33 protein-coding genes are annotated in these 25,957 nt (G+C 25.4%); 14 read left to right on the top strand and 19 right to left on the bottom strand.

The annotated features are described in order from the left end of the window. Positions 1-145: 145 nt before the first annotated feature. Positions 146-427 carry a Mor transcription activator family protein gene (locus FRIFI_RS04665; RefSeq protein ID WP_166505128.1) on the bottom strand — a complete coding sequence of 94 codons (282 nt, stop codon included), beginning with the start codon at positions 425-427 and terminating at the stop codon, positions 146-148. Between the two features lie 120 nt (positions 428-547). Here FRIFI_RS04665 and FRIFI_RS04660 point away from each other — a divergent pair, with 120 nt between their 5' ends. The 3 genes from FRIFI_RS04660 to FRIFI_RS15515 are packed head-to-tail and all read left to right on the top strand — an operon-like array spanning position 548 to position 1,195. After that, complete coding sequence (locus FRIFI_RS04660; RefSeq protein ID WP_166505127.1) at positions 548-772, top strand: DUF1659 domain-containing protein; 225 nt, start codon at positions 548-550, stop codon at positions 770-772. 29 nt (positions 773-801) lie between these two features. Beyond that, a complete protein-coding gene (locus FRIFI_RS04655; protein WP_092926518.1) occupies positions 802-1,029 on the top strand; it encodes a DUF2922 domain-containing protein in 228 nt (75 codons plus the stop codon). A 13-nt stretch (positions 1,030-1,042) separates the two neighbouring features. Continuing rightward, a complete protein-coding gene (locus tag FRIFI_RS15515; protein ID WP_092926520.1) occupies positions 1,043-1,195 on the top strand; it encodes a YvrJ family protein in 153 nt (50 codons plus the stop codon). Positions 1,196-1,213: 18 nt separating this feature from the next. Here the strand turns inward: FRIFI_RS15515 and FRIFI_RS04645 are convergent, their stop codons facing one another. Continuing rightward, positions 1,214-2,182: a hypothetical protein gene (locus FRIFI_RS04645; protein ID WP_166505126.1), complete on the bottom strand. Its 969-nt coding sequence runs from the start codon at positions 2,180-2,182 to the stop codon at positions 1,214-1,216. Positions 2,183-2,439: 257 nt separating this feature from the next. Between FRIFI_RS04645 and FRIFI_RS04640 the strand changes: the two genes are divergently transcribed. Further along, positions 2,440-2,874, top strand: coding sequence for a type II toxin-antitoxin system HicB family antitoxin (locus tag FRIFI_RS04640; RefSeq protein ID WP_166505125.1), 435 nt, complete (start codon positions 2,440-2,442; stop codon positions 2,872-2,874). 168 nt (positions 2,875-3,042) lie between these two features. Here FRIFI_RS04640 and FRIFI_RS04635 read toward each other — a convergent pair whose 3' ends face one another. Continuing rightward, the gene (locus FRIFI_RS04635; RefSeq protein ID WP_242977271.1) at positions 3,043-3,549 is read right to left on the bottom strand and encodes a GNAT family N-acetyltransferase; all 507 of its coding nucleotides are present in this window, start codon (positions 3,547-3,549) and stop codon (positions 3,043-3,045) included. A 243-nt stretch (positions 3,550-3,792) separates the two neighbouring features. Next, positions 3,793-3,981, bottom strand: a complete 189-nt coding sequence (locus FRIFI_RS04630; RefSeq protein WP_092926528.1) for a hypothetical protein — start codon at positions 3,979-3,981, stop codon at positions 3,793-3,795. 620 nt (positions 3,982-4,601) lie between these two features. Here FRIFI_RS04630 and FRIFI_RS04625 point away from each other — a divergent pair. Continuing rightward, positions 4,602-5,564 carry an arsenic resistance protein gene (locus FRIFI_RS04625; protein WP_166505124.1) on the top strand — a complete coding sequence of 321 codons (963 nt, stop codon included), beginning with the start codon at positions 4,602-4,604 and terminating at the stop codon, positions 5,562-5,564. Between the two features lie 177 nt (positions 5,565-5,741). On the opposite strand, the gene FRIFI_RS04620 is transcribed toward FRIFI_RS04625, so the two are convergent. Next, positions 5,742-7,835 (bottom strand): FtsX-like permease family protein, encoded by a 2,094-nt coding sequence (locus tag FRIFI_RS04620; RefSeq protein ID WP_242977270.1) that lies wholly within the window; start codon positions 7,833-7,835, stop codon positions 5,742-5,744. Beyond that, a complete protein-coding gene (locus FRIFI_RS04615; RefSeq protein ID WP_166505122.1) occupies positions 7,828-8,583 on the bottom strand; it encodes an ABC transporter ATP-binding protein in 756 nt (251 codons plus the stop codon). Before FRIFI_RS04615 ends, FRIFI_RS04620 begins: the two co-directional genes overlap by 8 nt. 136 nt (positions 8,584-8,719) lie before the next feature. Here FRIFI_RS04615 and FRIFI_RS04610 point away from each other — a divergent pair, with 136 nt between their 5' ends. The 3 genes from FRIFI_RS04610 (at position 8,720) to FRIFI_RS04600 (ending at position 11,386) form a co-directional block, all read left to right on the top strand. After that, the gene (locus FRIFI_RS04610; RefSeq protein ID WP_166505121.1) at positions 8,720-9,421 is read left to right on the top strand and encodes a LytR/AlgR family response regulator transcription factor; all 702 of its coding nucleotides are present in this window, start codon (positions 8,720-8,722) and stop codon (positions 9,419-9,421) included. A gap of 8 nt (positions 9,422-9,429) precedes the next feature. Then, positions 9,430-10,701, top strand: coding sequence for a sensor histidine kinase (locus FRIFI_RS04605; RefSeq protein ID WP_166505120.1), 1,272 nt, complete (start codon positions 9,430-9,432; stop codon positions 10,699-10,701). Positions 10,702-10,954: 253 nt separating this feature from the next. Next, positions 10,955-11,386 carry a hypothetical protein gene (locus tag FRIFI_RS04600; RefSeq protein ID WP_166505119.1) on the top strand — a complete coding sequence of 144 codons (432 nt, stop codon included), beginning with the start codon at positions 10,955-10,957 and terminating at the stop codon, positions 11,384-11,386. 22 nt (positions 11,387-11,408) lie between these two features. Here FRIFI_RS04600 and FRIFI_RS04595 read toward each other — a convergent pair whose 3' ends face one another. The 4 genes from FRIFI_RS04595 to FRIFI_RS04580 all read right to left on the bottom strand — a co-directional run bounded on the left by FRIFI_RS04595 (position 11,409) and on the right by FRIFI_RS04580 (position 14,547). Beyond that, complete coding sequence (locus FRIFI_RS04595; RefSeq protein WP_166505118.1) at positions 11,409-11,942, bottom strand: permease; 534 nt, start codon at positions 11,940-11,942, stop codon at positions 11,409-11,411. After that, positions 11,939-12,418 carry a permease gene (locus tag FRIFI_RS04590; protein WP_166505117.1) on the bottom strand — a complete coding sequence of 160 codons (480 nt, stop codon included), beginning with the start codon at positions 12,416-12,418 and terminating at the stop codon, positions 11,939-11,941. The genes FRIFI_RS04595 and FRIFI_RS04590 overlap by 4 nt, the downstream gene beginning before the upstream one ends. Before the next feature lie 94 nt (positions 12,419-12,512). Beyond that, positions 12,513-13,223: a tRNA threonylcarbamoyladenosine dehydratase gene (locus FRIFI_RS04585; protein WP_166505116.1), complete on the bottom strand. Its 711-nt coding sequence runs from the start codon at positions 13,221-13,223 to the stop codon at positions 12,513-12,515. A gap of 88 nt (positions 13,224-13,311) precedes the next feature. Further along, positions 13,312-14,547 (bottom strand): NupC/NupG family nucleoside CNT transporter, encoded by a 1,236-nt coding sequence (locus FRIFI_RS04580; RefSeq protein ID WP_092926548.1) that lies wholly within the window; start codon positions 14,545-14,547, stop codon positions 13,312-13,314. 412 nt (positions 14,548-14,959) lie between these two features. Between FRIFI_RS04580 and FRIFI_RS04575 the strand changes: the two genes are divergently transcribed. From FRIFI_RS04575 to FRIFI_RS04565, 3 genes are all read left to right on the top strand, one after another. Next, positions 14,960-15,172: a hypothetical protein gene (locus FRIFI_RS04575; protein ID WP_092926550.1), complete on the top strand. Its 213-nt coding sequence runs from the start codon at positions 14,960-14,962 to the stop codon at positions 15,170-15,172. A gap of 100 nt (positions 15,173-15,272) precedes the next feature. Next, positions 15,273-16,022, top strand: coding sequence for a DUF6873 family GME fold protein (locus FRIFI_RS04570; protein WP_166505115.1), 750 nt, complete (start codon positions 15,273-15,275; stop codon positions 16,020-16,022). Positions 16,023-16,043: 21 nt separating this feature from the next. Next, positions 16,044-16,256 (top strand): hypothetical protein, encoded by a 213-nt coding sequence (locus FRIFI_RS04565; RefSeq protein ID WP_092926554.1) that lies wholly within the window; start codon positions 16,044-16,046, stop codon positions 16,254-16,256. A 32-nt stretch (positions 16,257-16,288) separates the two neighbouring features. On the opposite strand, the gene FRIFI_RS04560 is transcribed toward FRIFI_RS04565, so the two are convergent. The 3 genes from FRIFI_RS04560 to FRIFI_RS04550 are packed head-to-tail and all read right to left on the bottom strand — an operon-like array spanning position 16,289 to position 17,135. After that, complete coding sequence (locus FRIFI_RS04560; RefSeq protein ID WP_202819467.1) at positions 16,289-16,495, bottom strand: hypothetical protein; 207 nt, start codon at positions 16,493-16,495, stop codon at positions 16,289-16,291. 20 nt (positions 16,496-16,515) lie between these two features. Continuing rightward, positions 16,516-16,719 carry a helix-turn-helix transcriptional regulator gene (locus FRIFI_RS04555; RefSeq protein ID WP_166505113.1) on the bottom strand — a complete coding sequence of 68 codons (204 nt, stop codon included), beginning with the start codon at positions 16,717-16,719 and terminating at the stop codon, positions 16,516-16,518. A gap of 14 nt (positions 16,720-16,733) precedes the next feature. Continuing rightward, entirely contained in the window at positions 16,734-17,135 is a 402-nt protein-coding gene (locus FRIFI_RS04550; RefSeq protein ID WP_166505112.1) for a DUF2178 domain-containing protein, read from the bottom strand. Positions 17,136-17,403: 268 nt separating this feature from the next. On the opposite strand from FRIFI_RS04550, the gene FRIFI_RS04545 reads away from it, so the two are divergent. Both FRIFI_RS04545 and FRIFI_RS04540 read left to right on the top strand, forming a co-directional pair. Then, on the top strand, positions 17,404-18,123 hold the full coding sequence (locus FRIFI_RS04545; protein ID WP_166505111.1) for an ABC transporter ATP-binding protein: 720 nt from the start codon (positions 17,404-17,406) through the stop codon (positions 18,121-18,123). Then, a complete protein-coding gene (locus FRIFI_RS04540; protein WP_166505110.1) occupies positions 18,120-19,217 on the top strand; it encodes an ABC transporter permease in 1,098 nt (365 codons plus the stop codon). The genes FRIFI_RS04545 and FRIFI_RS04540 overlap by 4 nt, the downstream gene beginning before the upstream one ends. 58 nt (positions 19,218-19,275) lie before the next feature. On the opposite strand, the gene FRIFI_RS04535 is transcribed toward FRIFI_RS04540, so the two are convergent. Both FRIFI_RS04535 and FRIFI_RS04530 read right to left on the bottom strand, forming a co-directional pair. After that, complete coding sequence (locus FRIFI_RS04535; protein ID WP_166505109.1) at positions 19,276-20,190, bottom strand: hypothetical protein; 915 nt, start codon at positions 20,188-20,190, stop codon at positions 19,276-19,278. 136 nt (positions 20,191-20,326) lie between these two features. Then, on the bottom strand, positions 20,327-21,136 hold the full coding sequence (locus FRIFI_RS04530) for a transporter associated domain-containing protein (protein WP_166505108.1): 810 nt from the start codon (positions 21,134-21,136) through the stop codon (positions 20,327-20,329). A gap of 437 nt (positions 21,137-21,573) precedes the next feature. Here FRIFI_RS04530 and FRIFI_RS04525 point away from each other — a divergent pair, with 437 nt between their 5' ends. Next, positions 21,574-22,716 carry an AraC family transcriptional regulator gene (locus FRIFI_RS04525; RefSeq protein WP_166505107.1) on the top strand — a complete coding sequence of 381 codons (1,143 nt, stop codon included), beginning with the start codon at positions 21,574-21,576 and terminating at the stop codon, positions 22,714-22,716. Between the two features lie 90 nt (positions 22,717-22,806). On the opposite strand, the gene FRIFI_RS04520 is transcribed toward FRIFI_RS04525, so the two are convergent. The 4 genes from FRIFI_RS04520 to FRIFI_RS04505 all read right to left on the bottom strand — a co-directional run bounded on the left by FRIFI_RS04520 (position 22,807) and on the right by FRIFI_RS04505 (position 25,950). Further along, positions 22,807-23,022, bottom strand: a complete 216-nt coding sequence (locus FRIFI_RS04520) for a DUF3955 domain-containing protein (protein WP_092926566.1) — start codon at positions 23,020-23,022, stop codon at positions 22,807-22,809. A gap of 237 nt (positions 23,023-23,259) precedes the next feature. After that, positions 23,260-24,357 carry a DUF4179 domain-containing protein gene (locus FRIFI_RS04515; protein ID WP_166505106.1) on the bottom strand — a complete coding sequence of 366 codons (1,098 nt, stop codon included), beginning with the start codon at positions 24,355-24,357 and terminating at the stop codon, positions 23,260-23,262. 1 nt (position 24,358) lies between these two features. After that, positions 24,359-24,892 (bottom strand): sigma-70 family RNA polymerase sigma factor, encoded by a 534-nt coding sequence (locus FRIFI_RS04510; RefSeq protein ID WP_166505105.1) that lies wholly within the window; start codon positions 24,890-24,892, stop codon positions 24,359-24,361. A gap of 491 nt (positions 24,893-25,383) precedes the next feature. Then, positions 25,384-25,950, bottom strand: a complete 567-nt coding sequence (locus FRIFI_RS04505; RefSeq protein WP_176579604.1) for a maltose acetyltransferase domain-containing protein — start codon at positions 25,948-25,950, stop codon at positions 25,384-25,386. Positions 25,951-25,957 lie beyond the last annotated feature (7 nt).

Genomic DNA, 25,957 nt, shown 5'->3' with positions numbered 1-25,957 from the left:
GCTAGTGCTCCAGTTAGTAGTCTTTCATGACCAAGTGGGGTTATTGTAGCATCTGCTAATTCTTTTTTCTTAATTTCAGTAATCCCAAGAGCTCTTAAATTTTCATTAAATAATAATTCTTTAATATAAATCCCCCTTTATTTAATTAGCTTTGTCTAATTAATTTAGCTGTTGTTATATCTTCTTTTAGTATTCTTTTTATATGAGTAACACTCATATTGTACTCTCTAGCTAAATTATTTACATTAAACCCATTGTATTTTTTTATAATCTCTCTATTTCTAGCATTTTTTATAGCGCTAGTATATGTTGGTATATAAATATTACTCCCTCCATACATTCTAGCTATTTCTAAAAACTTCTCCTTACCTACTATTTCAAGTAGCACCTCTAATCTTTCACTAACATCTTCATTTTTTATCTTCATATTCTCCTCCTAAACAAAATTTGTACACTTATGTTTTAACTACATGTGTTTAATCTTAAGTACTATCTAATTATAAGTAAGGGAAGTTACTTATAGTTTAAATTTAAAGGGGGAATGAAAATGGCAGTAACTATAACTAAAAATCCATCATATTTAAAGCTTAGATTTGATTGTGGAAAAGATGATGAAACTGGTAAAACAGTAGTAAGAACAAAGTCTTACTCAAATGTAAATCCAGATGCAACTGATCAAGATGTATATGACGTAGGGACTATATTATCATCACTTCAAAATCAAACATTACTTGAAGTGGCTAAAGTTGATAACAATACTTTATCAGCTTAGTATTAATTATAATTTTAAGGAGGTATGCTATGGAAATCAAGAAAAAATTAATTATGTCTTTTAAAACTTTATCTGGTAAAAAAATATCTATATCAGTTGATGACCCTAGAGAAAATTTAACTGAATCTGAAATAAAAACAGCTATGAATACTATATTATCTAAAAATATATTTAAGGTAAATGGTGAGGATTTAGATTCTTTAGTTGAGGCTAAAGTTGTTGAGACTGGCACTACTGAATACGATTTAGTATTATAATATAGGTGATATTATGGAATTTGATATACAAACTTTAATATCTAATATTGGATTTCCTATCACTTTGTCTATGTATTTACTTATACGAATTGAAGGAAAGCTATTAAATCTTACTGATAGTATTAATAATTTATCTAACAATATATTAAGTATAAAAAAGGGATGAATTTCATCCCTTTTTATTTTAATTCTTTTTCTTCTCTAGGCATTTTTCAGGGTAAATATAAATTAATTCCCATTTGCCATCTTTACCTTTTTTATAATCAGCTATTTTTATATCAACACCATTAGTTAACTGATAAAATAAAACATAGTATTCATTTCCATCTTTATCATTAAAATAAACTCTCTTTTCATATCCTTCTTCCTTAACATCTATATCACCACTAACTAAAGAACACCAATCTCCATACTCAATGGCAACAAGACTCCTTGCATCATATGACCATCCATGATAAGGTGCACACAAATAGTTTTCAGCTGTATATTTTATATCTTTAATTTTATAATATCCATTTTCTTTATCTAAATAAATATATCCATAATAATATGTAAATAATCCCTTTTGCTCCTTAGAGCCTTCTATTACTTCTAGTTCAACAAAGTACTTAATTTCATTAGGATTATTTTCACTTGGTGGAACTTCATTTAGCTTTATTAAATTAATGTGTAGCTTGTTTTCAAATGATTTTAAATAATCTTTATATGAATATTTTTCTTTATAAGAGTCTGATAAAAAGTTATATGAAACAGGATAAGGACCCTTTGCTTCACCTAATGTACCACATCCAGTGTTTGTGCTTTTAGTAGGATTTGCTGCTTCTCTTAAAACACTAAAATAGTTTATTATAGTGTCCCTTGGATTTTCTAAAAGCTTTTTAGGTAATTTTACATCAGAAGGTTTGCCATTATAGATATCGTAAAGTGAAGTTTCTATTCTATCGTTTAATATAGGCATATTAGATGGTCTAAAAAATCTTTCTAGGCTATAATGTTCTTCACTATTATCAACATCATGTTCATCTTCTACTTTTCTTTCTTTTATATATTTTCCACCTAGTGTTAATTTATCATGTTTTCCTTCACATATTCCTATTATAGGTGTGCTTATTAGTGCTATTGTAATTAAAAATATAACTTTGATTTTAAACATAGCTGTCCTCTTTTCATTTCTTAGTAAGTTCATTACTATGTTTAACAAATAGAATTAAATTTATTATTAAATTTATAAAAATAAATAAATCACAACTAAAAATATAATTATTTATATATTGGATTATTTTGTATTTACCTATTTACACGTATTCAAATACGTGTTATTTTATATATAAATAATAAATTAAAAAATTATCTTAAGTCTATTTTTCTTTATATTAACAAACCAATTATTATCAAAGGAGAAAATAAAAAATGAAAAAAGATTTTTATACTTATATAGCCGTAGTATCTTTAGAAAAAGATGATTCACGTCCTGATGAATATTATGCAGCATATGTCCCAAATTTTGGTGAAGTATATACAGATGGTGAAGACTTAGAAGAACTCTTAAAAAATATAACTGAATGCTTAGAATTTGGAATATATGGAAGGGAAAAAGACAATGAAGATTTACCAGATCCAATAAATCCTATTGAATATAAAGATAAGTTAAAGGATAATGAGTTTTTAATGTCTGTAAATGCAATAATGCCTAGAGTAAGAAAGGCTTTCGATAATATATCTATAAAGAAAACTTTAACTATTCCACAATGGTTAAATATAGAAGCTATGAAACAAAATTTAAATTTTTCTCAAATACTACAAGATGCTTTAAAAAAAGAACTTGGAATAGTAGAAAAGTATTAATATTTAAATAATTTTTAAAAATATATTCACTATTCTTATTATACTTTTTATAAAATTTATGATATAATGTTAAATGTTCAATTTTAATACAGATACCTTTCTGTGTTAAATTTGTTTTCTGTGTTAAAGCTGGTAGGATTTTTTCCTGCCAGCTTTTTATTTTTCCTGTTATATGAATTCTTCAATTCTCTCAAATTTAAGTATGTCACTTTTTAAATTATCCCAATCTTTTTTTAATAAATCCATATACATTACATCTGCAAACTTACCATATCGACTATCAAAATAAGCCTCTCTAATTATACCAATTTCTTTAAAGCCTAATTTTCTATATAATTGTTGTGCTCTTTTATTATCACTCATAGTAGTCAGCTCTATTTTATTTATATTTAAGAACTTGAACATAAAATCTATAAAGTGATATAAAGCATCTACTCCATTACCTTTACCTTGCTCTTCAATATTGCATATTTTTATGCCTAACTCAGCTTTCTGATTCCTACTATCCCAATTACAATAATTTATTTCCCCTATCGGAACCAAAGTATCTTTTTTACAAATAATAAATCTTTTAGAATTTGGAAACATTGTTGTATCTTCAATATCTTTTAAAATGCTCTTCTTTATCGATTCTTTACTCTGTAAAGTTCCAAATACATGAGTAGCATGTTCCATCATATCTCCATCATTCTACCATTTATATAAGTATTCTTCATCTCCTAATTCCAATTGTCTTATTATTAAATTTTTGCTATTAATCACTTTGCTTATCCCCTTTTAATAAAAATTTTATAATAAACACTACTACATAAAATTTTACATATTAATTTAATATCCTTTAATAACTTATAAGAAAATAAGTGTACATAAAAATAGATGTTTTCGTGAACATTCCTATTTATAACATTTTTACACTCTTTATTTATTATCTAATTTACTAAGTATTAGTTGAGTACAATAAATTATGGTAAATATTATAGTTGCAAACATTGATACATATATCCCAAGCTCTCCTAATACAGCATTTAAAACCATATTTACAACAAACACACATACCAAAACTATACCTATAGTAATTAATAATGAATATAGTATTTTTTTATCCAAACTATCTCCCCCTTATCTCTTCTTTACTATCCATCACTATAATAATCAGCGAAGTATAAAATTCCTTTTTTTACTACTTTATAATTGCTAAGTATCCCTTGGGTTGCTTTTTCTACCGGTGGATTAGTTAACGTATAACATTTTGCTTTTTGCCTTTCTAAAAACTCTTTGTCTATTTTGTTGTGAAATTCATCATCAACTATATCTGTCGTAATGGCTTCTATAAAATCCCCCCTACAATTTTTGCATACTTATATTATAACTTAATATCAGTATCATATATTTAAAAACCAACAATTCTTTTAAACATATAAAATAAAAAAAGGAATGAAATACATTCCCTTTTTATCTATTATTTTAGTGTTTTTCATAAATCTTTATTAGCTTCCATATGTATCATCTAATATAGTTTTTACAATATGAGCAGAGCATATATCTTTAATCACTCCAGTAATAATTACTAATTGTGATGATAATATAATTGAATATAAACTTTAGATAAAGAGGAACGAATCGTTCCTCTTTTATTTTCCCATTTTTTATATTTTAATTCTTCTTAATAAACAGTTGCAATTGATAATAAATATCTATAAAATTGTAAATATATAAGGAGGTTTAAAATGGACAATATTAATAAATTTCAAAGTTTGATTATATTATTGATGGTTTTAATAGGAATAATACTCGGGCAAATAAATATTATACAAACCTATTCTGAATATTTAATTATGCCTTCTTTGATAATAATGTTATTTTTAGTATTTATACAAATACCATTAAAAGATATTACAAAATCATTTAAAAATATAAAGTTTACATTAACAGCAATACTTATAAATTTTGTATGGACACCTATTTTAATATTCTTTTTAGGGAAATTTTTCTTACAAAATAGTCCAGAGCTTTTAATTGGATTTATAATGCTTATGGTAACACCTTGTACTGATTGGTATTTAATATTTACAGCTATAGCAAAAGGTAATGTTGCATTAGGAGCATCAATTTTACCACTAAACTTTATGCTTCAATTACTACTGCTTCCTGTGTATGTATTTTTAATTGGAGGCTCAAGTGTAAACATAGATGCATTAAGCCTTACTCAAGGAATGGTTGTAAGCTTATTTATACCTCTTTTATTAGCTACTATTTTTAGAAAAATTACAATTAATAAAAAAGGTTTAAGTTATTTTGAAGAAAATATATCTCCAAAGGCTTGTGATTACCAAGGTTATTTTTTAAATTTAGCAATAATTTCAATGTTTGCATCTCAAGGTAAAGTATTACTTAAAAATCCTCAAGTACTTTTACAGCTTTTACTACCGGTGCTACTATTTTTTATAATTAACTTAGTTATTGGACAAGTTGTTGGTAGAAAAATAAAATTAAGTAAAGAGGATAATGTTGCTTTAAACTTAACTACTTTAGCTAGAAACTCACCTATAGCACTTGCAATAGCAGTTTCAGCTTTTCCTAATGAGCCTTTAATATCATTAGCGCTTATAATAGGACCTTTAATAGAATTGCCTGTGTTATTTCTAGTGTCTAAAATATTATTAAATATTAATTATGTTAAACAAACATAATATAAAAATAACTGTACCTTATGTATTTAAACACTTTAAAATCTCAGGTACAGTTATTTATTAAATTTTATATTATAGTTTAAAATAATAAAATTTACTAATAGTTTTATATTTTCTTTAATTAATATATTAATCATTCAAATAGTTATATAGGCAAGCATAAATATACACTGCTATCTAAATTTTTGCTATCTTTTTAACTTTTTCAAGAGAAAACTTATATATTATAAACATAAATAATATTACTAGTAAAATTATTAATAATCCTACAACAAGAGCTAAAAACTCTCCTTGCGATATATTACCTCCGCTATTTCCGTAGAATATAGTAAGATATATCATATATGTAAAAATACTTCCTATTACTGTTGGATATATAAATACCTTAGCTAGCTGCTTTTTAATATTTTTTTCAATATATTTTTTGTTTGCTCCAAGCTTTTTTATATCTGAAAATAGCTGTTTATTATCAAGTCCAATAGTTACTGCTCTAGTATAGGCTATTATTGCAGTTGATGCTAAACATATTATTGCTATATAAATGAATAACATAATAAATACAGCCATATTCTTAAGTAAATCTTGTTTATCTAAAGGTTTAAACATAGGATAATACTTCCACTCATTAAAAAGTTGATTATTATCTGAAGAAAGTTCTAACTTGATATCATAATCATACTCTCCTCCATTTTTTTGTGCTAACATTTTTTCATACTCATCAAAAGAAGTTAATACTGCTACATCTTTTGAACTTCTATTTATAATTTCTTCTTTTAAAGCTTTAGCAAATTCATAAGTTTCATTAGGATTTATAACATTAAATAACACAAACTTCTCGTATTGTTCTTTTGGTAATCCTTTTGAAAGTCTTAAATAATCTTCATCTGATATTACATACTTTCCTTGATGTTTTTTCGCAAAAGGTCTAAAAGAAACTGTTCCTGCAAATTTTATTTTGTCAGATTCACCTGTTGCTGGATGAGTTATTTTATCTAAATCATTAAATTTTGACCAAATGCTTTCAGATTCTCCCTCAGCTATAACTTTATAATACTCGCCTTTAGTAACATCAATATTTTGTCCTGATACTTTATTAAAATCACTTTCTTTGAAAAACGCATTATACTGCATCTTTTCTACATACTCATTTATAAGCATATTATTTTCATCATAATCTCTATAATATCCATTTGTAATAAGTGAAATAGCATCTACTTCATAGTAATCTGTTATAGAAACATTATTATCCTTAGAAAGAGAATATATTTCTTCTTTATTTATTTGATTTTCATTTCCTTTATAGTAAAAAGCATAATCTATAGGATTGTTTTTTATATCTACTAAAAGACTAGCCATAATTGTAGGTGTATAAAATGCTGCAAACAATCCTCCTGCAATTAAAAATGTTATTACACACATGTTCCTAACTGTCTGTTTTCCTGAAAATCTCATCATATTTGTTGATATAATATTTTTATAATACTTTTTAGGATTTTTTCCTTTTTTGCTATAGATTATTGCGTGAGTTAATACCATATAAAGACCTAAAAATGATAATAAATACATAACATTCCATATAGATGGCATAATATATCCTATTATTTCTACTATTATATTTGGAACACCATATCCTAAAAATAATCCACTTATAACTAATATCCAGCCAACTACACCAGTCCAAGGTTTAATATCTTTTACAACTTCAGACTTTCTTTGTTCATAAATAATATCCATAATATTACTTCTTTTTATAAACTTAGCACCATTTATAAATATACATAATGTTACAAAAATGCAAAATCCAAATCCAAATATAAGTCCTGTAGCTCCAAATTGATATGTCATTTCTTTTGTATCTATAATAAATATCTGAAAAACTTTCCATATTATATAAGAAACAGGAATACTAAGAACCACCCCAACTATTAAACATATAGGAATAATTAATATAAGTTCTTTTAATAAAACTTTTTTAAGCTTTGACTTTCTTTCTCCTAATGCCATTAAAATTCCAAACTCACGACTTTTATATTTATAGAATAAAGAAGATGCATAAGTTGTAAATACAGCACATCCAATAATTGCTATAGAAAATATCATATAACCTTGTTTTCTACTATCTCCTCCTGATGGTAAGATGTTCATTACTGTTGGACTAAAAAACATCAATGCATATGAAGTAACTAATAAAACTGATAAGGTTATACAAAAAGCAAGCATATAATAATTTTTTATGCTGTTTTTTCTAAGCTTTGATATAACATTATTCATTGTCACTATCATCACCTCCTAGTTTTTTAAGTGTATCTAGGAGTCTATCCATAAACTCAATTCTATTTGTAGTTTTAGTAAGCTCTGTATATACTTCACCATCTTTAAGAACTATAACTCTATCACAAAATGATGCTGCAAAACTATCGTGAGTTACCATAAATACAGTTGCACCTAATTCTTTTTTTGCTTGAACAAACGAATCTATAACAGCTCTACATGATTTACTATCTAAGTTTCCAGTTGGTTCATCTGCTAAAATAATATATGGTTTATTAATAAGAGCTCTTGCAACAGCACTACGTTGTTTTTCTCCTCCTGATATTTCTGCTGGATATTTATCTTTAATATGTGAAATACCAAAAGTAGTACAAAGCTTATTTGCTAGTACTTCCATTTTAGTAACATCTTTATCTGCTATAATTTGTGGTAAACAAATATTTTCTATTACACTTAATCCATCTAATAACATAAAGTCCTGAAAAACAAATCCTAACTTTTGATTTCTTATATCCGCTAAACTTTCTTCATTTAATCCTGATATATTTTCTCCTCCAAGTAATATTTCACCTTTTTCAAAAGGCACAAAGCAAGAAATACAATTTAAAAGTGTAGTTTTTCCACTTCCTGATGGCCCCATAACAGCTACAAACTCTCCTTTTTTCACATCAAAAGATATATTTTTTAGTACATCATAATTTACATTTCCTGTTTTATAACTTTTATATAAATTCTTAACTTTAAGCATAATCTTCCCTCCTAATATTTTATAATTTAATTGTATATTTTTAAGGCACAATTAAAAACTGTACCAAATGTAATCTTTTGCAGTGATATTGTAATTTTTGGTATGCTATAATAAAAAAGTAGGGGGGATAATTTTTATGCTAAAAATTGCAATATGTGATGATGAAAAATCTCAAATTAATTTACTAAAAAATATATTATCAATACATTTAGATTTAAAGGGGTTAGATTATAAAATCTATGAATTTGATTGTGGGGAAAGTCTTATTGATTCAATTACTAAAGAAAATTATGATATTATATTTTCAGATATAGAAATGAAAGTTCTAAATGGAATAGATACTGCCAAAAACATTAGATTACATAATAAAAAATCTATAATTATATTTGTTACATCATATCCCGATTTTGTTTTTCAAGGGTATGAAGTTAAGGCATTTAACTATATATTAAAGCCTTATAAACCAGAAAAAATAGGACAGGTTTTAAACTCTGCTCTTGAAGAATTAGATGAAATTCAAGATAAGTTTTATATTGTAGAATCCAAATCTAAAACTGAAAAGATAAACTTAAGTAATACCTATTATTTTACTAGCGATAGGCGTAAGGTAAATGCAGTTACTTTCACGGAAACTATAGATTTTTATGATAAACTAGACAATCTTGAAAAAAATCTACCTTCATTTTTCGTAAGAATTCATCAACGTTATCTTATTAATATCAATCATGTATCTTCAGTAGAATCTAGTAGTTTAGTTATAAATAAAGAAACATTACCTATAAGTCGTGGTAGATATAATTCATTTATGATTGAATTTGCAAAAACAATGCTAAGGTAGGTACTTTTATGTATGATATAATTTACAATCTTACAACTTTAATACTTTATGCAGTAACAAGCTACTATTTTTATAAGGTTATATCAAATTTTTCATCAGTTAAAGATAATAAATATGCTAAATTTACTTCTATACTTGGTGCTTATCTTATTCCAAATGTAATTATATATACTTCAGATATTGTTAATGTTTTTTATACTATGATTGGTTTTATTTTAATAATGGTTGTTTTTTATAAATCTAGCTATATTAAAAATATTTCTGCTGTAATGATTTTTTATCCTATTGTAGTATCTATAAATTTAATGGCCAATGACTTTTGTGCTAAGGTTTATATTTATTTAGGTGAAACTTTATGGATGGATTATTTTGCTCAAACACTAGAAATGTGTATTATTTCATTTTCTTGGTTTTTAATTTACCATTTTTCTAAAGACAAGCTAAGTAATATAGGTAGATATATTGATATAAAAACATGGATTATGATAGATATTATATGCTTAGCACCTTTTATTTCCATAATAACAACAATTATAAATACACCTTTAGGAAAAGAATATCAAGCATATCCCATAGCAATTGCATGTATAATTACTAGCTTGAGTATGATATTTCTTATTGAGTATATAGTTAAAAATGTTAAAAATCGCCTTGAAAATCAAAACCTAAAACTAGAATATAGCTACTATAGAGAGCTTGAAGAAAATCAAAAAAATGTAAGAAAGCTACATCACGATATGAATAACCACTTATCTGTAATATATTCATTTTTAGAATATGATAATTTAGAAGGTGCAAAAGATTATTTTAATGAACTTTCAGATAAGTTTAATGTAAGCAATAGAGTGTTTTGTAAAAATAGTATTGTAAATGCAGTTATAAATTCAAAATACAATTTAGCAATACAAAATCAAATTGATTGTTTTTTTAATATTGATATAGACGAGATTCTTCCTTTAGAAGATATTGACCTTTGTTCTATTTTTTCAAATACACTTGATAACGCTATTGAGGCTTCTTTAAAGTTAAGTGACATTTCACAGAGAAAAATATCTTTAAAAGCTCGCTGCAATAAAGGTTATTTTAGTTACTCTATTTCTAATAATTATAATGGTGTTATTAAATTTAAAAGTGGAAAGTATAACTCTACTAAGTTAGATGCAAATATGCATGGCTTTGGTATTGAAAACATAGATGATATTGTAAAAAAATATAGTGGCACGCTTAATATCACTTATACTGAGTGTGAATTTAATTTATTGGCAATTATTAAAATTTAATATATATAATACTATAATCTTCCCCTTAATTTAGCTTTATTCTAATACTACCACATTGGCTTCTTTGATAATAATGTTATCCTTAATATTTGTGCAAATACCATTAAAAAATATATATTAAAAGAAGGAGGAACGAATCGTTCCTCCTAGCTTTTTTTCATACACTTACTAATATCATCTCATTATCATAGATTAAATTTAACATAAATTCATGTTATAATAACCAATAAATACATAATAGAAAGGATACAATATGGAAATTTACTTACCAAAAATAATAGCTAATTCACCAACTAAGCTACCAATACTTGAAAAAACAATACTTTACTATATAATTGACAAAGCATTTAAATGCAAAGATGAAAACACTAAAGATTTAAATATAGAAATTAATATAAATGAAATAATAGAAATTATTAAAAACTCAACAATAGAATGTATGGATATAGTATCTCAAACTAAACAAGCTATAAATAATCTAAAAAATATAAAATTAAGTTTAGTAGATAATGGTTTTCATATAAAGCTTAAACCAATTGAAAATATAGGTATATTTGCATCAAATATTTACGTTGATTTAAATCCTATAATTGTAGAATATTTAGACCAAGTCCAATTTGGAAATTACGTTAAATTTGACCTAATTACAAATTCTATAGTTAATAAAACTAAAACATTTGTATAATATTTTAGAAGATATAATACCTTTAGGCATTATGTCTTCTACTAAAAGGTATTTGTTTTTTATCTATAAACTCAACTAAGTATCCCATAAATATTACTCCAATTATATCAACTATAAGTCTAACTAATGTAAACTCATATCCAAGAGCATCTATTTCAAATGTCAACGTAGAAATCTTAACAACACACCAAGCATTTAAAAATATAATTATATTTGAAAACCTAACCCCTTTATCCATAAGAACTTTGGCAAAAGGAAATGCTGCATACATAGGACCTGCTGCAAAACAAGCTAAAGCAAAAGATAAAAATATACCAAGTAGCCCTGATTTATTTCCCATATACTTAATAAAATACTCTCTAGGAACCCACTCATCCAAAAGAGAAAGTAAAATCATAACCCCTGGAAGTATACCTAACATCTGCAAAGTACTAGATTTTACGTTACTAAAAATATTAGTTCCCAAATTATTATTAAAAAAATATATAAATATGCAAATAATAAATCCAATAAGTACATATTTATATCTATTTAAAATAAATCTTATATTTATCATCCTAAAATTCCCCCTACAAAAGAAGCTACTACAAAAGCAAATAAAAATGCTACAACATTTCTATAAAAAGCAGCCTTCTTTCCTATAAATTTTGATTCTAGTGGAAGTGTTAGTATTCCAACCATAGTAGAAGTTGATATAAATGCTGCTACTTGTGCATATCCAGCCCCACTTTTAAGTAGAGAATCCCCTACTGAAAAAGCCACAAATGTAGGCATCATAGTAACTGCACCTATCACTGATGATATAGTTGTTCCAATAAATTTTGATTCTTCGCCAATAAGCTTTGATATAGACTCTGTGTCTAATACAGATAAGATTATAGCAATTATAATTACGATAAGAAAAAATTGAGGCATTATCGCTTCTAATGATTTCACACCTTTTACAAAAGCACTTTTTGTTTTTTTTGAATCTCTTATAAATGAAAAAATAAATAAAATAATACACATTAAATAAATAATAAAATTAATCAAACATACTCCCCCCGTAGCCATGCTATAATTAGAATTTAATTATAATATGCAATATTTATTATCATTGCCACTTAAAGAAATTATAGAAAAAATTCTATTTATTATTTAACAAATCTCTAACAACTTCAGATGCTATAATAAGACCTCCAGAAGATGACATAAAAGATATACTTCCAGGAATTATTCTATGACCATCTGATATTTTTTCTTTTAACTCTAAAGGGTTTTCACTTGAAAAAACTACTTTTAAATGATCAATATTTCTGTCCCTTAATTCTTTTCTTACTACTTTAGCTAGAGGACAAGTATGAGTTTTTGAAATATCACTTACTTCTATTTTTGTTGGATCTAATTTATTGCCCATACCCATAGAACTAATTATTGGTATATTTCTTTTTTTACACTCTTCTATTAAATGAATTTTAGATGATACCATATCTATTGCATCTACTACATAATCATAATCATCATTAATTATTTCTTTGCTAGTATCTTTATTAAATATAGTATTTATAGCTTTTATATTTAAGTTTTTATTTATATCTAAAAGCCTTTCTTTTACTACTTCTACTTTGTCTTTGCCTAATTTTGAGTTAAGCCCTGGTAGTTGCCTATTAAAATCACTTTCACAAACTTTAGCATAATCTACTATAGTTATATTTCCTATTCCAGCTCTTACTAAAGCTTCTACACAAAAGCTTCCTACTCCCCCTACTCCTATAACTAGAATATTTGAATTTTTAAGTTTCTCTAATCCATCTTCACCTATTAAAATGGCTGTTCTTTTTATAAATTTATTTTCCATTTTAACTCTCCTTTTTATTTATATCTTAATTAGTATAACAAAAAAAGAAGGAACGATTCGTTCCTCCTTAATAATCTTATTTATTTAATTATATAGCTATTATTAATCCAACTACTAATGCACTTAGTACACTAACGAAGAATCCACCTAACATTCCTTTGAATGCTAATTTAGCTAATAAACTTCTCTTTTCTGGACAGAATACTGATATTCCTGATATACATATACCCATACTTGATATATTAGCAAATCCACAAAGAGATATTGCCATCATAAGACCAGTTCTGTAGTCTAAGTTTGGTAACATTGTACCTAATTGTCCAAAAGCAACGAATTCATTTAATACTAACTTACTTCCTAAAAGCTGAGAAGCTGTTAATATCTTGTCTGTAGGAAGACCCATTAATGCTCCTATTGGTGCAAATATATATGATAATATTTGTTCTAATGATAATCCTACAACTCCTAATATACCATTAACAAGTGCAACTAAAGCTATTATAGCTATAAGTGAAGCACCTATACCTAATGCCATTTGAAGCCCGTCATTAGCACCTTGAGATATTGCAGATATAAGGTTTGGATTATCCCCTTTATTATCTATGCTTATTTCTTCTTTAGCACCTTCATGTTCATGACCCTTAGCTACAAATTCATGTTCAACTTCTGTTTCTGGAAGTATTATCTTAGATACTATTATACTTCCAAGTGGCACTAATGCTCCACCTATAAGTAAGTATTCCATAGGTATTCCAAGACCTGCATATCCCATTAAAACAGTTGCAGACATACTACCCATACCAGATACTAAAACTAACATTATTTCACTTTTAGTCATTCCTGATAAGTACTTTGAAACTAATATTGGAGATTCAGTTTGTCCTAAGAACATATTAGCAACAGCAACGAAACTTTCTACTTTAGAAGTTCCAAGTACTTTACCTATAACCCCACCTATTGCTTTAACAACAGCTCCTATTATACCTAAGTAGTATAATGCAGCTACTAACGCTGATATAAATATTATGTTACCTAAAACTTGTATACCAAATATCATCCCTGTTGGAGCACCTGAATCTGCTAGTGGCCCAAATACAAATGATAAACCTTCAAATCCATAACTTAAAGTAGCAGTTACTACATCAGATACCTTTTGTAGTGCAGCTCTTCCAAGTGGGAATTTTACCAGTAAAAATGCTAGGATAAATTGTATTATAAATGCTTTAGCTATCATCTTTTTATTTATTGCTTTTTTATCAGATGATAATAGATACAATATTCCTAACAAAATAATTATGCCTAGTGCATTTATTAGTATTGTCATATTTTCTCGCCCTCTACTTTTGTTTAATTTCTGATAAATTTAGTTTATTTATCTAGTCTAAGTATTTATAATATGCACTTCTTAAAAATTAAATATTAGAAGCCTTGCCCCACACATATCATTTTTCAATACTTTTCGACAATTAACAAAACTTTATTTACCAATATAATTAAAATGTAAATGTTATTTTTCTTTAATATTATAACCTTTTCTTATTTATTATGACAAGACTTTTATTTTATTTATTAATTATTTATTTACATTTTTATATATATTACCCATTTGTATATATATTACCCATTTTCAATCTTTATATTATCTAAATTTATAACAATTTAATCTAAGTATTAGTATAAAATATATTAGCTTACATATACTTTTAATATATAATTTATTATCAAAGGAGTATAAAATGAAAAAAAACTCTAACAAAAAACATGATAATTTATCATTTTTAAATCATTTTGATGACCAATACAATCAAATAATAGATAATAACGACGTTTTTGAAAGTTCTGATAGTGAAACTACTGATTTAATAAATTTTAGAGTAATAAATACAAATAACTCTTATCCATCTCAAGATCCTAATATTTATGAAAGTAATAGTGAAGATAACAAATAATAAAGTTACTTAAAAGGCATGTAAAAACATGCCTTTTAATATTGTAAAATATTAAATTTTTATGATAAGCTAAAATTATTATATATTTAGGAGAAAATTTATGAAATTTATAAAAGATTCTTTTATAGTTAATGACTATGTTAAATTAGCAATAGTAGACAAAAGAATTACTCCTACTATGGAGAAAAATTTAAGAGCTAGAGGTATAGATTTAATAAAAACAATTGGATGTAAAAATTCTTATGATGCTATAAAGTTTCATCCAGATATAAGTATATTTAAATTAAATGATGAAAATATAGTTGTATCTCCTGATGTCTATGATTATTATAATGATAAATTAAAAAAGTATAACTTTAATGTTATAAAAGGAAATCTACCTATAGAAAGTAAATATCCAAACAATATACAATATAATGTTTGCTTGTTTGGAAAGTATGCTATTCATAATTTTGATTATACAGACAAAAACATTTTAAAGTACATAAAAGAAAATAATCTTACTATGATTAATGTAAATCAAGGATATACAAAATGTTCAGTATGTATTGTTGATGAAAATTCTATTATAACTTCAGATGAAGGTATATATAAAGAAGTAATAAAACACAATATTGATTGTTTACTTATATCTAAAGGAAATATTGATTTATTTAATATGAATTATGGATTTATAGGTGGATGTAGCGGACTTATATCTCATAAAGAATTAGCTTTTTACGGTAATATCAAGCTTCACCCTGATTATGATAAAATTTATGATTTTGTTAAATCTAAAAATAAAGAAATTATTTCTTTAAGTGATGAAAAATTATTAGACTTAGGCTCTTTAATACCTATTATGTACTAAATTTTGAAAGGTGTGACATATTTGAGCGTTGATAAATTAAAAATAACCTTTAATAATGGCTTTACTAAAATAGTAGAAAGAAATAACATTAAAAACTTTAATGCCCTACTTGATTGGATGGACAAATTTAATTCTAATCAATATGTAAGTTTACTTACTGTCTCTGGATTTGAACTTGGTAGTTCTATATCTTTAGATAAAAATAATATAAAATCTATAGAAATAATAGATTAATAAAAAGAGGACTTAAAAGTCCTCTCTTTTATTTATTTAATTATAAAAGATATTATACCTATAACTATACATAAAACTCCACCTAAAAATTGTCCTAGCCCAGATGCTTCTCCCATTAATATTAAATTAAATATGTTTTTACCTGTTTGGCTTTTTCCAAAAAATGCATCATCAGTTTTCATTCTATGTATTCCCCAAAGTGTTAAAATTATTCCAAAAATTATAAATGCTATTCTCATTATTTTCATTTCTCCATTTCTTATTTGTCCCCATCATCAAATATAAATGCTTCTTCAATCGATAAATCAAAAACTGAAGCAATTCTATATGCAAGTAAAACAGATGGGTTATATTTTTGTTTTTCTAAAGATATTATTGTTCTCGAAGATACATATACCTTATCAGCTAATTCTTGTTGTGTTAATCCATGTTCTAACCGTAATTCTTTTACTCTATTCCTCACCAAATCACTCCTAATTAAATCCTACTATTATAATATTTTCTAGCTAAAAATTCAGTGACCATAAAAGATATTATTATAATTAATAAAGCATTATCAGTTTGAATTTTGACCCAGTTTGAAATGAACATAGTAAGTAGGATTATAGCTATTAAAACCCTTAAAGTAAATTTAGCAACTTTACCATCTATTAAGTCATCTCTTTCATCGTACTTTCTTGAAAATTCTTTATCTATTTCTTCTTTATTTACTTGATATTTAATGTTAGAAGCAATAGATAATATAAAAAGAATTCCACCTATAATTGCGGTTAAATATCCAAAATTTACTTCTATAGATGAATTAATTACCATTTCGATAATTCCCATTAGAATAATTATTACTGATATAATAACACGTTGTATAAATTTATCCTCCAAATAGTTCACCTCTAAATATTATAATATTTAATTTTCATATGAAGTTTATTTCACATGAAGTTAACTTCATATTACATATTTTGTAGAAAAATGTCAATACTTATTTCTCATTTGGAATAACTTACATAAATATATATTATTTTAAATTAAACTTATAAATTTATTTTTATATGAAAATTTTAATTATCCTTAAGTTTTCTAACTTTATTGTAATTGTAGTATAATCATTAATAAGCACAGTACATACTAAAATAGAAAGGAGTATTTTATGAATATTGTTGAAGTTTCAAATATATCTAAGAAACTATCTAAATCTATAATTTTAGATGATTTAAGCTTAGATATAAAAAAAGGTGAAATAGTTGGTCTTATAGGACCTTCTGGTGCTGGTAAAACGACTTTTGTTAAAGCTATAATAGGTATGGAAAAAATAGATAGCGGATTTATAAAAGTATTTAATAAACCCATTCCTAATTTAGATGTATTACAAAACATAGGATATATGGCACAGTCAGATGCTTTATATGAAGATTTAAGTGCAAAAGAAAATTTAGATTTCTTTGGAAAAATATTTGGATTAAATAAATCTAAAATAAAAGAAAGAATAGATTATACTTCAAAATTAGTTAATCTTGAAAATCACCTTTCTAAAAAAGTTAAAAGTTTTTCAGGAGGTATGAAAAGAAGACTATCACTTGCTATATCTCTAATTCAAGACCCTGCTCTTTTAATATTAGATGAACCTACTGTAGGTATAGACCCTCGCCTTAGATTTGATATATGGAATGAGCTTTATAACTTAAAAAATGAAGGAAAATCTATAATAGTAACAACTCACGTTATGGATGAAGCAGTAAAATGTGATAGATTAGCTTTAATAAGGGACGGTAAAATAATTGCTACTGGTACTCCTAATAATTTAATAAAAGAATTTGAAGTTAATACTATAGAAGAAATATTTTTAAAATTAGGAGGTGAAACTAAATGAGAGTTAAAGCATTAGCAATTAGAATTATAAAACAAACTATAAACGATAAAAGAACCCTAGCTCTTATGATGTTTGCACCTCTTATAGTTATGTCTTTAGTATATTTTTTATTTAATTCAAGTAAAGATGTAAAACTAAATATAGGTGTTTATAATACTAATAGTGAATTTAATGATAACTTAAAGGAAACAGATTTAAATATACTAAATTATTCAAATAAAGATAATATAAAAGATGATTTAAGCGCATTTATATATTTAGATGATAATACTTTAAATGTTACTTATGAAAATAGTTCTCCTCAAAATAGTAAACAGATTGAAGCTAAGATAAATGCTACATTAGCAAAAGACGAAATGATTAATATTAAAAATTCACTTAGCTCATATCAAAAGCAATTTGCCTTTGCTAAAAATACACCTAACTTAAGCGCTAACTTAGGTATTAGCAAAGTATCTGTTAAAAATAACTATATATATGGAGATAAAAATTTATCTTACTTTGATACTTTAAACCCTATACTAATTGGATTTTTTGTATTCTTCTTTGTATTTTTAGTATCAGGTATATCTCTTTTAAAGGAAAGAACTTCAGGTACATTAGACAAACTGCTTTCTACTCCAATTAAAAGAAGTGAGATTATAAGAGGTTACTTACTAGGTTATGGATTATTCTCAGTTATACAAACTATAATTTTAGTACTATTTTCTGTATATATACTAAATATAAAAATAGTTGGAAGTGTATTTTTAGTAATAATTATAAATATATTAATAGCCTTTGTAGCATTAACTTTAGGTGTTTTAATGTCTACTTTTGCAAATTCAGAATTTCAGATGATGCAATTTGTACCAATTATAATAGTACCTCAAATATTTTTTACAGGAATAATTCCAGTAGAATCTATGGCTAATTGGTTACAAGTTTTATCTAGATTTACACCACTATACTATGGTTCTAATGCACTTAGTGGTGTAGTCCTAAAAGGATATACCTTTAATGATATATATATGGATATAATTATATTGCTACTCTTTGCTATAATACTTTCATTATTAAATATAGTAGGTCTAAAAAGATATAGAAAAATATAAAATTCATTTTTTAATCAAATAAAGCGTACCTTATAAAATTATAAGGTACGCTTTATTTTTAGTCTACTCTTCTAAATTTAAATCTAGTTCTTTCATCAGCATTTACTGCCCTTGCTACTAGTCTAGCATCACTTTCTCTAACTCTAACAAAGTATCCATTAGGTGCCCTTAATACATATTCTCTATCACCTGTTCTATATATTGTAAACTCTGTAGCTCCTCTTCTATCAGTATCTGCAATTAAAAAATCTCTATTATCTACTCTTACGAAACTTCCTCCTGCTTCTCTTATTCTTGCTTTATTACCATCTATTATAAGTCTAAATGTATCACCGCTATTAGCATTTTGAGCTGTTGCATATAAAAAAACATCTCTACCAATTACTACAAATTTATCGTCAAATACTGACTTTATCTTTACTCTTGACCTTTCATTACCACTATCAGGCTGAGGCTTTGACTTTAGTTGTTGTTGTTGTTGCTGTGGTTGTGGTTGCGGTGGCATGCTTGGTAAACCAACTTGTCCTGGGGATCCTCCTTGAAATTGTTGATTTGTTCCTTGATTTTGGGATCCTCCTTGAAATTGTTGATTTACACCTTGATTTTGAGATTCTCCTGGAAATTGTTGATTTGTTCCTTGATTTTGGGATCCTCCTGGAAATTGTTGGTTTGTTCCTTGATTTTGAGATCCTCCTGGAAATTGCTGATTTGTTCCTTGATTTTGAGATCCTCCTGGAAATAATTGATTTGTTCCTTGATTTTGAGATCCTCCTGGAAACTGTTGATTTGTTCCTTGATTTTGAGATCCTCCTGGAAACTGTTGATTTGTTCCTTGATTTTGAGATCCTCCTGGAAACTGTTGATTTGTTCCTTGATTTTGAGACCCACCTGGAAATTGTTGATTTGTTCCTTGCCCTTGTAAAGATTTATTATTCATATTATTTTTATTCATATTGTCATTATTTAATTGCATGTAAAATCCCCCTAGTTGATTTTTTTATTTTGTATATGTATATGACAATATATAATTAAAAGTTACTCTATTATGTATATCAAATAGATACTATTATTTTTTATAATATTATAAAAAGGTGTAGAATAATCTACACCTATAATATACTTATTTGAATATCTTCTATTCTTCTTTTATTAATTCTTATTAATTTAAGAATTAACTTCCCTAAATTAATCTGTATGTCTTCGTTCTCATTTGGAATCTTTCCTAGCTGATTTATAATATAACCGTTTAAGGTGTCATAATCTCCTTCTTCAATGTTAACATTAAATATTTCGTTAAAGTCACTTACACTTAATACTCCTTTAACCATAAAGTTGTTGTCATCTATTTTTTTGATTTTATCATGGTGTAAATCACTTTTGTCATAAGTTATACCCTTGATCTCACAGATTAAATCTTCCATACTTACTATGCCTGAAAATGCTCCATATTCATCTATTAATATAAATAAATTATCATTTTGTGAATCTATTGAATTGAATAATTCACTTACATTTTTAGTTTCTGGTATGAAACATGGTTTATGAAGAATCTTTCTTATGTCTATATTTTTAAATCCTTCTTTTCTAGCCTCAATCATTAAATCTTTTACATGTAAGACTCCTATTATATTGTCTACATATTCTTCGTATACAGGTATTTTCGAATAATTTATTATAGATATATCATCTAATATAGTATCTATATTTTCATTTACATCTATTAAAAATGCATCTTTACTTGATACCATAATTTCTCTAGCTACTTTATCGTTTAATTCAAACTTACTATCTACAGCTAGATTATCTAATTCATTATTTTCTTTTTTACCTGTTATAATGTGAATAATATTATTTATAAAGTCCTTCACATTTTTAAAAATTGATTGTAAGATGGTCCTTTCGGGTTCAGGTTCTAACATACTCATATCTCCTTTAAATATAAATTTTTAAATGATTTTATCACAGTTAATTATATAAGTCAATTTACCTATAGTATATACTATGACTTATGTCTGTATAAGTTGTTAGACAAATATTTACTACGTCTATACTTATATCTTATAATTTTATTTTATATTAAAATTAAATATTTTAAAACCAATTTTTATAAAATTTACTTTGAACTTTTATTCATATATTTTACTTAATAAATTCACTTTAGGATTGTTTCATCCTACAAAAATAATTCATTATACATTTTTTACTTTTATACCCTAATTTACTTAGAATAAACATTTTCCTTTACAACTTTTTTAATAAATACACTTTTATTTATCTTAATTTACATACCATATTAAATAGTATAAAATTATATTAGGGGAAAATTTTAACATATTAAACTTTTTAGGGGGTATCCATGTTCATAAAAACTACTAATCCTACCTTTAAAAATTTTGGGGAACTAGTTTGTGATAGTTTAGATAGAGATTTTTCAAAAGATATAAATATAAAAAACAAAAGTATTAAGAAGTTAAAATTAACATCTGATAACTCTACCTTTTTAAAAGTAAATAAAGGTGTTGTTATGATACTAGTTTCATTAGATGGAAAAGATATAAAATCTTTTATAATAAATAGGATAATTAACTTAAAAAAAGGAATATATTTCAATTTAATATCAATTTCAGATGAAAGTGAAGTAAGCATAATATCTAAAGATGAATTTAAGTCTATAAATCTAAAAGAAGAATATACTTATACTAAAATTTCATCTTCCCTTAATATTGATCAAATTTATACTAAGTTTTATCAAGAAAAGGGGACTAACTATTCTTTTGCTGGTGAATCTCACCCTTATTGGGAGCTTACATATGTTGATAAAGGAAACCTATCTACTAATGTAGATGGTAAAGAATATAATTTAAAACAAGGCGATCTCATATTTTATGCTCCATTTCAATTTCATACTCAAGCTACTTTAAATAATATTAGCTCTTACTTAACTATTAACTTTAAAATGGACTCTAATGACTATGAAGTACTTTGTAATAAAGTATTTACTTTAGAAAGAGAATCCTACAATATTATAAGCAAACTTATAGAAGAACTTTCAAACGACGATATATACTCCAATGATTTATCTATTTGTTACTTAAAACAGCTTATTATACATACTGCCAGACTAAAAAATACCTACTTTCAATCTAAACCAACGACTCACATGCGACAAACTTATGAAAACAGCTTATTAAATGAAATACTTTTATTTATAGATGAACATATATACGAAAAATTATCTATAAATACATTATGTAGTCATTTTTGTATAAGTCCATCTATGATACACTCATTATTTAAAAAGAATATGGATAATACTGTAAAAAATTATATAAATGAATTAAAATTATCAAAAAGTAAAGAACTTATTAAAAACACTTCTTATACTATTAGTGAAATATCTGATATGCTTGGGTTTTCTTCTATTCACTATTTTTCTAAAAAATTTAAGACATCATTTGGTATTTCTCCAACTGAATACTCAAAATCAATATATGATTAACCTCATTTTTATTAATTCTAAACAATTTTATACTTAACATAAATTCTATATATATGAAAAAGCTGGCTTATATGCCAGCTTTTAATTTATCTATTGATTACATTTTGATCTTTTAAAATAATTTAATCCTACTCTAACTAATACTCCTATTATTCCTATAAATAAAAATAGATATCCTATAGGTATTAAGAAAAATGGCTCTACTAAAGTACCATCTGGTGCTACTTCACTTCCTATAAAATTAAAACTTACAAAACATCCTATACTTATAATAAATGGTATTAAATTTAAAATATATTTTTTCATATTTTCCTCCATACGCGATATATAATTATTGTTTTTCGATAAATAAATTATATAATACATAAAAATATATTTCAATACTTTTTTATTGTTTTTCGATATTTTTTTATTACACTTTTTTTGCAATTATATTATCTAAAATATTTATATAACCTTATTAAAAATTCACAAAAGTTTAATAAAAATAAATAATACCAATGACTATATTAATAATCATTGGTATTATTAAAAAATATTAATTTAAGGAATATCTATTTCTATTTTTTCATCTTCAAAATATTTAGTATTATTTTCAGAATAGATTACAGGAATTATAGTAATCTTCTTTTCGCTACCTTTACGTTCAAAATTATGGTATATGCCATTTCCATTTGAATTACCAATTCCCCCACCAAATAATCTATTTCCACTTTCATCTTTTACAGAGACATCTGCATTATGTATTAAGGATGTTACATTGGACTCATCTCCTTCTAATTGTGTTTTAATATTCACTGAAGTAGGAGAAATTCTTACTTGATCAATTTTAAATTTAACCCCTTTACCTATATCCATAACTTTGTTAATATCAACAATTTTTAAATCACTAGATATATTAGAACTATTTATAGTTGTGTTAAACTCCCAATTGCCAAAACTTTTACTTAATAACCTTCCTTTTTCAGTCTTTGATTCCCCTATATCAAAATCTTTAAATTTAATTTTTAAATTATAATCTTTATTTTTTTCTAGATTATCAAGTATCTCAAAGTCAGTATCCACAAGTCCATCTCCGTCAGTGTCAATACTAGTTAAATTAACAGTATATAAAAACTCTTTTTTATTTTCAGCTCTTAAATCTCTTTGCATGATTCCCCCTCCTTGACCAGGGAAAGACATATCTCCTATAGTTATTATTGGTATATCTGGTATAAAATCTTTTTTATTAATGCCATGCTCTTTAAAATCAAAATTAGTATAATCCATACTTAAACTTATAATTAATTGTCTATCATCAAGCATTACATCTCCTAGATTAAGAACTAATCCATTATCTTCTATTGATTGATTCCCTTCAAATTTGTACTTCTCAAATTCACCATAATCTCTATCTAGGAAAGATTCAATATGATTTACTAATCTATCAATATATGCCCATGTAGTTTCATTAGTTAGAGCCACAGAGCCTAGTATAAGTGTTGCTGATATACTTGCTGCTATTAATTTTTTATTTACTTGTTTTCTTGACTTTAACTTAGATTTCATTATATTTTTCATTTTTTCGTTATCAGTTTTTACTTCATCATATCTATCAAATTGAATTTTTTCATTATTTAATACTTTATATTTATCTATCATATTATTTTCCTCCGTCATTTAATAAAGCTTTTCTTATTTTCGCCTTACCCCTAGATAATTTACTATGTATACTTGAAATAGCTAACTTTTTATCATTTGCTATATCTACTACACTTTCATCATCTAGATAATATCGTCTAAATATTTCTTTGTCTTCTTCTGATAAGAAGTTTAATGTCTCATTTAATTCCTCTTGAATTTCTACCTTTAATAAATTTTTGTCTATATAATATGTTTGTTCATCTAAACTAGATGTCTCTATCTTATTTAGATATTTTCTTTTGTAGTCAATTGCTTTATATTTAGCTATTGCACATATCCAGTTTTTAAAAGAGTTTTTATCTTTTTCAAATCCTTCTATATTATCCCAAATGGCTAGTAAAGTATCACTAACACATTCTTCTTCGTAATTAATAAGTGTACCTAAATGATATCTAACTACTGAAGTAATAAGAGCATTATACTGGTCTATTAAAATTTCCATTCCTTTTTGATTTTCCTTTTTGATATATTTAATCATTAATTTGTCTTGCAAGTTACTTCCTCCTAACTATAAAAGCTTTTACACTAATTAATTCGTAAATAAAATTAAAAAACTTGCATGTTTAAATATTTTTTTATTTAATTATTTATTTGTTATATAATCAAAATTTTGACACTAACTAAATTACTCTAGCAAAATCAATACATTTAACAGTGCCATAAACTATTAATTTATAGATTTTATCACAAAGAACTTTATACCAAATGATTTATAGATACGCAAGTGTAAGTAAAAAACACAAGAATGTATTATTGATTTTTATACAGATAAGTCACTTAGAAAAGAAGTTAAAAATATTTTAAATAAAAAGTTAATATTTTTGGAAGGCATTTATTTGAAGGTTATAATTAATAATATATAACTAAAAATGTACATAAATTAACACCAACTAATATCAGAATAAATTCTATGATATTACTTGGTATTACTTATCTTTAATAAAGTTTTATAGTTTTTGAAAAATATTTAATAATAGATATTTACTATAAATATTTTATAATTTTAGCAGGATTTCCACCTACTACTACATTATCCAAAACATCTTTTACAACTACAGCTCCTGCTGCAACCACTACATTATCACCAATTGTTACCCCAGGCGCTATAACTGAATTTCCACCAAGCCAAACATTATTTCCAATAGTAACTGGCTTACCATATTCTAAGCCAGATATTCTTAATTCTACATCTAATGGGTGAGTTGCAGTATATATGCATACTCTTGGAGCCATCATACAATTATCTCCTATTGTTACTTTACAAACATCTAATATAATGCAATCATAATTTGCAAAGAAATTTTCTCCTACATAAATATTGTATCCATAGTCACAACGGAAAGTAGGTTTTACACAAAAATTTTCACCTGTTTTTCCAAATAGAGATTTTAATATTTCACTTCTATTTATATCTGAAGAATTGTTAAATTTTCTAAGAATGCTTTGAGCTTTCTCATGTTCTTTTACTAATTCACTATCTAAGGCACAATAGAGTTCTCCTGATAACATTTTTTCTTTTTCTGTTTTTTGATGTATTATTTTCTCCTTCATTGCAAAT

Origin of the sequence: Romboutsia hominis, assembly GCF_900002575.1 — a bacterium.
Taxonomy (GTDB): Bacteria; Bacillota; Clostridia; order Peptostreptococcales; family Peptostreptococcaceae; genus Romboutsia_C; species Romboutsia_C hominis.
The sequence above is the reverse complement of the archived record's forward strand: the minus strand, read 5'-3'. Positions and strand labels throughout refer to the sequence as shown.

Bases quoted from the DNA above. Each gene is read 5' to 3' on its own strand.
- FRIFI_RS04605 (WP_166505120.1), top strand. From the start codon at position 9,430: ATGTATGATATAATTTACAATCTTACAACTTTAATACTTTATGCAGTA.
- FRIFI_RS15515 (WP_092926520.1), top strand. From the start codon at position 1,043: ATGGAATTTGATATACAAACTTTAATATCTAATATTGGATTTCCTATC.
- FRIFI_RS04620 (WP_242977270.1), bottom strand. From the start codon at position 7,835: ATGAATAATGTTATATCAAAGCTTAGAAAAAACAGCATAAAAAATTAT.
- FRIFI_RS04585 (WP_166505116.1), bottom strand. From the start codon at position 13,223: ATGGAAAATAAATTTATAAAAAGAACAGCCATTTTAATAGGTGAAGAT.
- FRIFI_RS04540 (WP_166505110.1), top strand. From the start codon at position 18,120: ATGAGAGTTAAAGCATTAGCAATTAGAATTATAAAACAAACTATAAAC.
- FRIFI_RS04535 (WP_166505109.1), bottom strand. From the start codon at position 20,190: ATGCAATTAAATAATGACAATATGAATAAAAATAATATGAATAATAAA.
- FRIFI_RS04595 (WP_166505118.1), bottom strand. From the start codon at position 11,942: ATGATAAATATAAGATTTATTTTAAATAGATATAAATATGTACTTATT.
- FRIFI_RS04530 (WP_166505108.1), bottom strand. From the start codon at position 21,136: ATGTTAGAACCTGAACCCGAAAGGACCATCTTACAATCAATTTTTAAA.
- FRIFI_RS04570 (WP_166505115.1), top strand. From the start codon at position 15,273: ATGAAATTTATAAAAGATTCTTTTATAGTTAATGACTATGTTAAATTA.
- FRIFI_RS04545 (WP_166505111.1), top strand. From the start codon at position 17,404: ATGAATATTGTTGAAGTTTCAAATATATCTAAGAAACTATCTAAATCT.
- FRIFI_RS04645 (WP_166505126.1), bottom strand. From the start codon at position 2,182: ATGTTTAAAATCAAAGTTATATTTTTAATTACAATAGCACTAATAAGC.
- FRIFI_RS04600 (WP_166505119.1), top strand. From the start codon at position 10,955: ATGGAAATTTACTTACCAAAAATAATAGCTAATTCACCAACTAAGCTA.
- FRIFI_RS04615 (WP_166505122.1), bottom strand. From the start codon at position 8,583: ATGCTTAAAGTTAAGAATTTATATAAAAGTTATAAAACAGGAAATGTA.
- FRIFI_RS04635 (WP_242977271.1), bottom strand. From the start codon at position 3,549: ATGGAACATGCTACTCATGTATTTGGAACTTTACAGAGTAAAGAATCG.
- FRIFI_RS04515 (WP_166505106.1), bottom strand. From the start codon at position 24,357: ATGATAGATAAATATAAAGTATTAAATAATGAAAAAATTCAATTTGAT.
- FRIFI_RS04520 (WP_092926566.1), bottom strand. From the start codon at position 23,022: ATGAAAAAATATATTTTAAATTTAATACCATTTATTATAAGTATAGGA.
- FRIFI_RS04640 (WP_166505125.1), top strand. From the start codon at position 2,440: ATGAAAAAAGATTTTTATACTTATATAGCCGTAGTATCTTTAGAAAAA.
- FRIFI_RS04505 (WP_176579604.1), bottom strand. From the start codon at position 25,950: ATGAAGGAGAAAATAATACATCAAAAAACAGAAAAAGAAAAAATGTTA.
- FRIFI_RS04575 (WP_092926550.1), top strand. From the start codon at position 14,960: ATGAAAAAAAACTCTAACAAAAAACATGATAATTTATCATTTTTAAAT.
- FRIFI_RS04625 (WP_166505124.1), top strand. From the start codon at position 4,602: ATGGACAATATTAATAAATTTCAAAGTTTGATTATATTATTGATGGTT.
- FRIFI_RS04580 (WP_092926548.1), bottom strand. From the start codon at position 14,547: ATGACAATACTAATAAATGCACTAGGCATAATTATTTTGTTAGGAATA.
- FRIFI_RS04655 (WP_092926518.1), top strand. From the start codon at position 802: ATGGAAATCAAGAAAAAATTAATTATGTCTTTTAAAACTTTATCTGGT.
- FRIFI_RS04525 (WP_166505107.1), top strand. From the start codon at position 21,574: ATGTTCATAAAAACTACTAATCCTACCTTTAAAAATTTTGGGGAACTA.
- FRIFI_RS04560 (WP_202819467.1), bottom strand. From the start codon at position 16,495: ATGAGAATAGCATTTATAATTTTTGGAATAATTTTAACACTTTGGGGA.
- FRIFI_RS04660 (WP_166505127.1), top strand. From the start codon at position 548: ATGGCAGTAACTATAACTAAAAATCCATCATATTTAAAGCTTAGATTT.
- FRIFI_RS04665 (WP_166505128.1), bottom strand. From the start codon at position 427: ATGAAGATAAAAAATGAAGATGTTAGTGAAAGATTAGAGGTGCTACTT.
- FRIFI_RS04610 (WP_166505121.1), top strand. From the start codon at position 8,720: ATGCTAAAAATTGCAATATGTGATGATGAAAAATCTCAAATTAATTTA.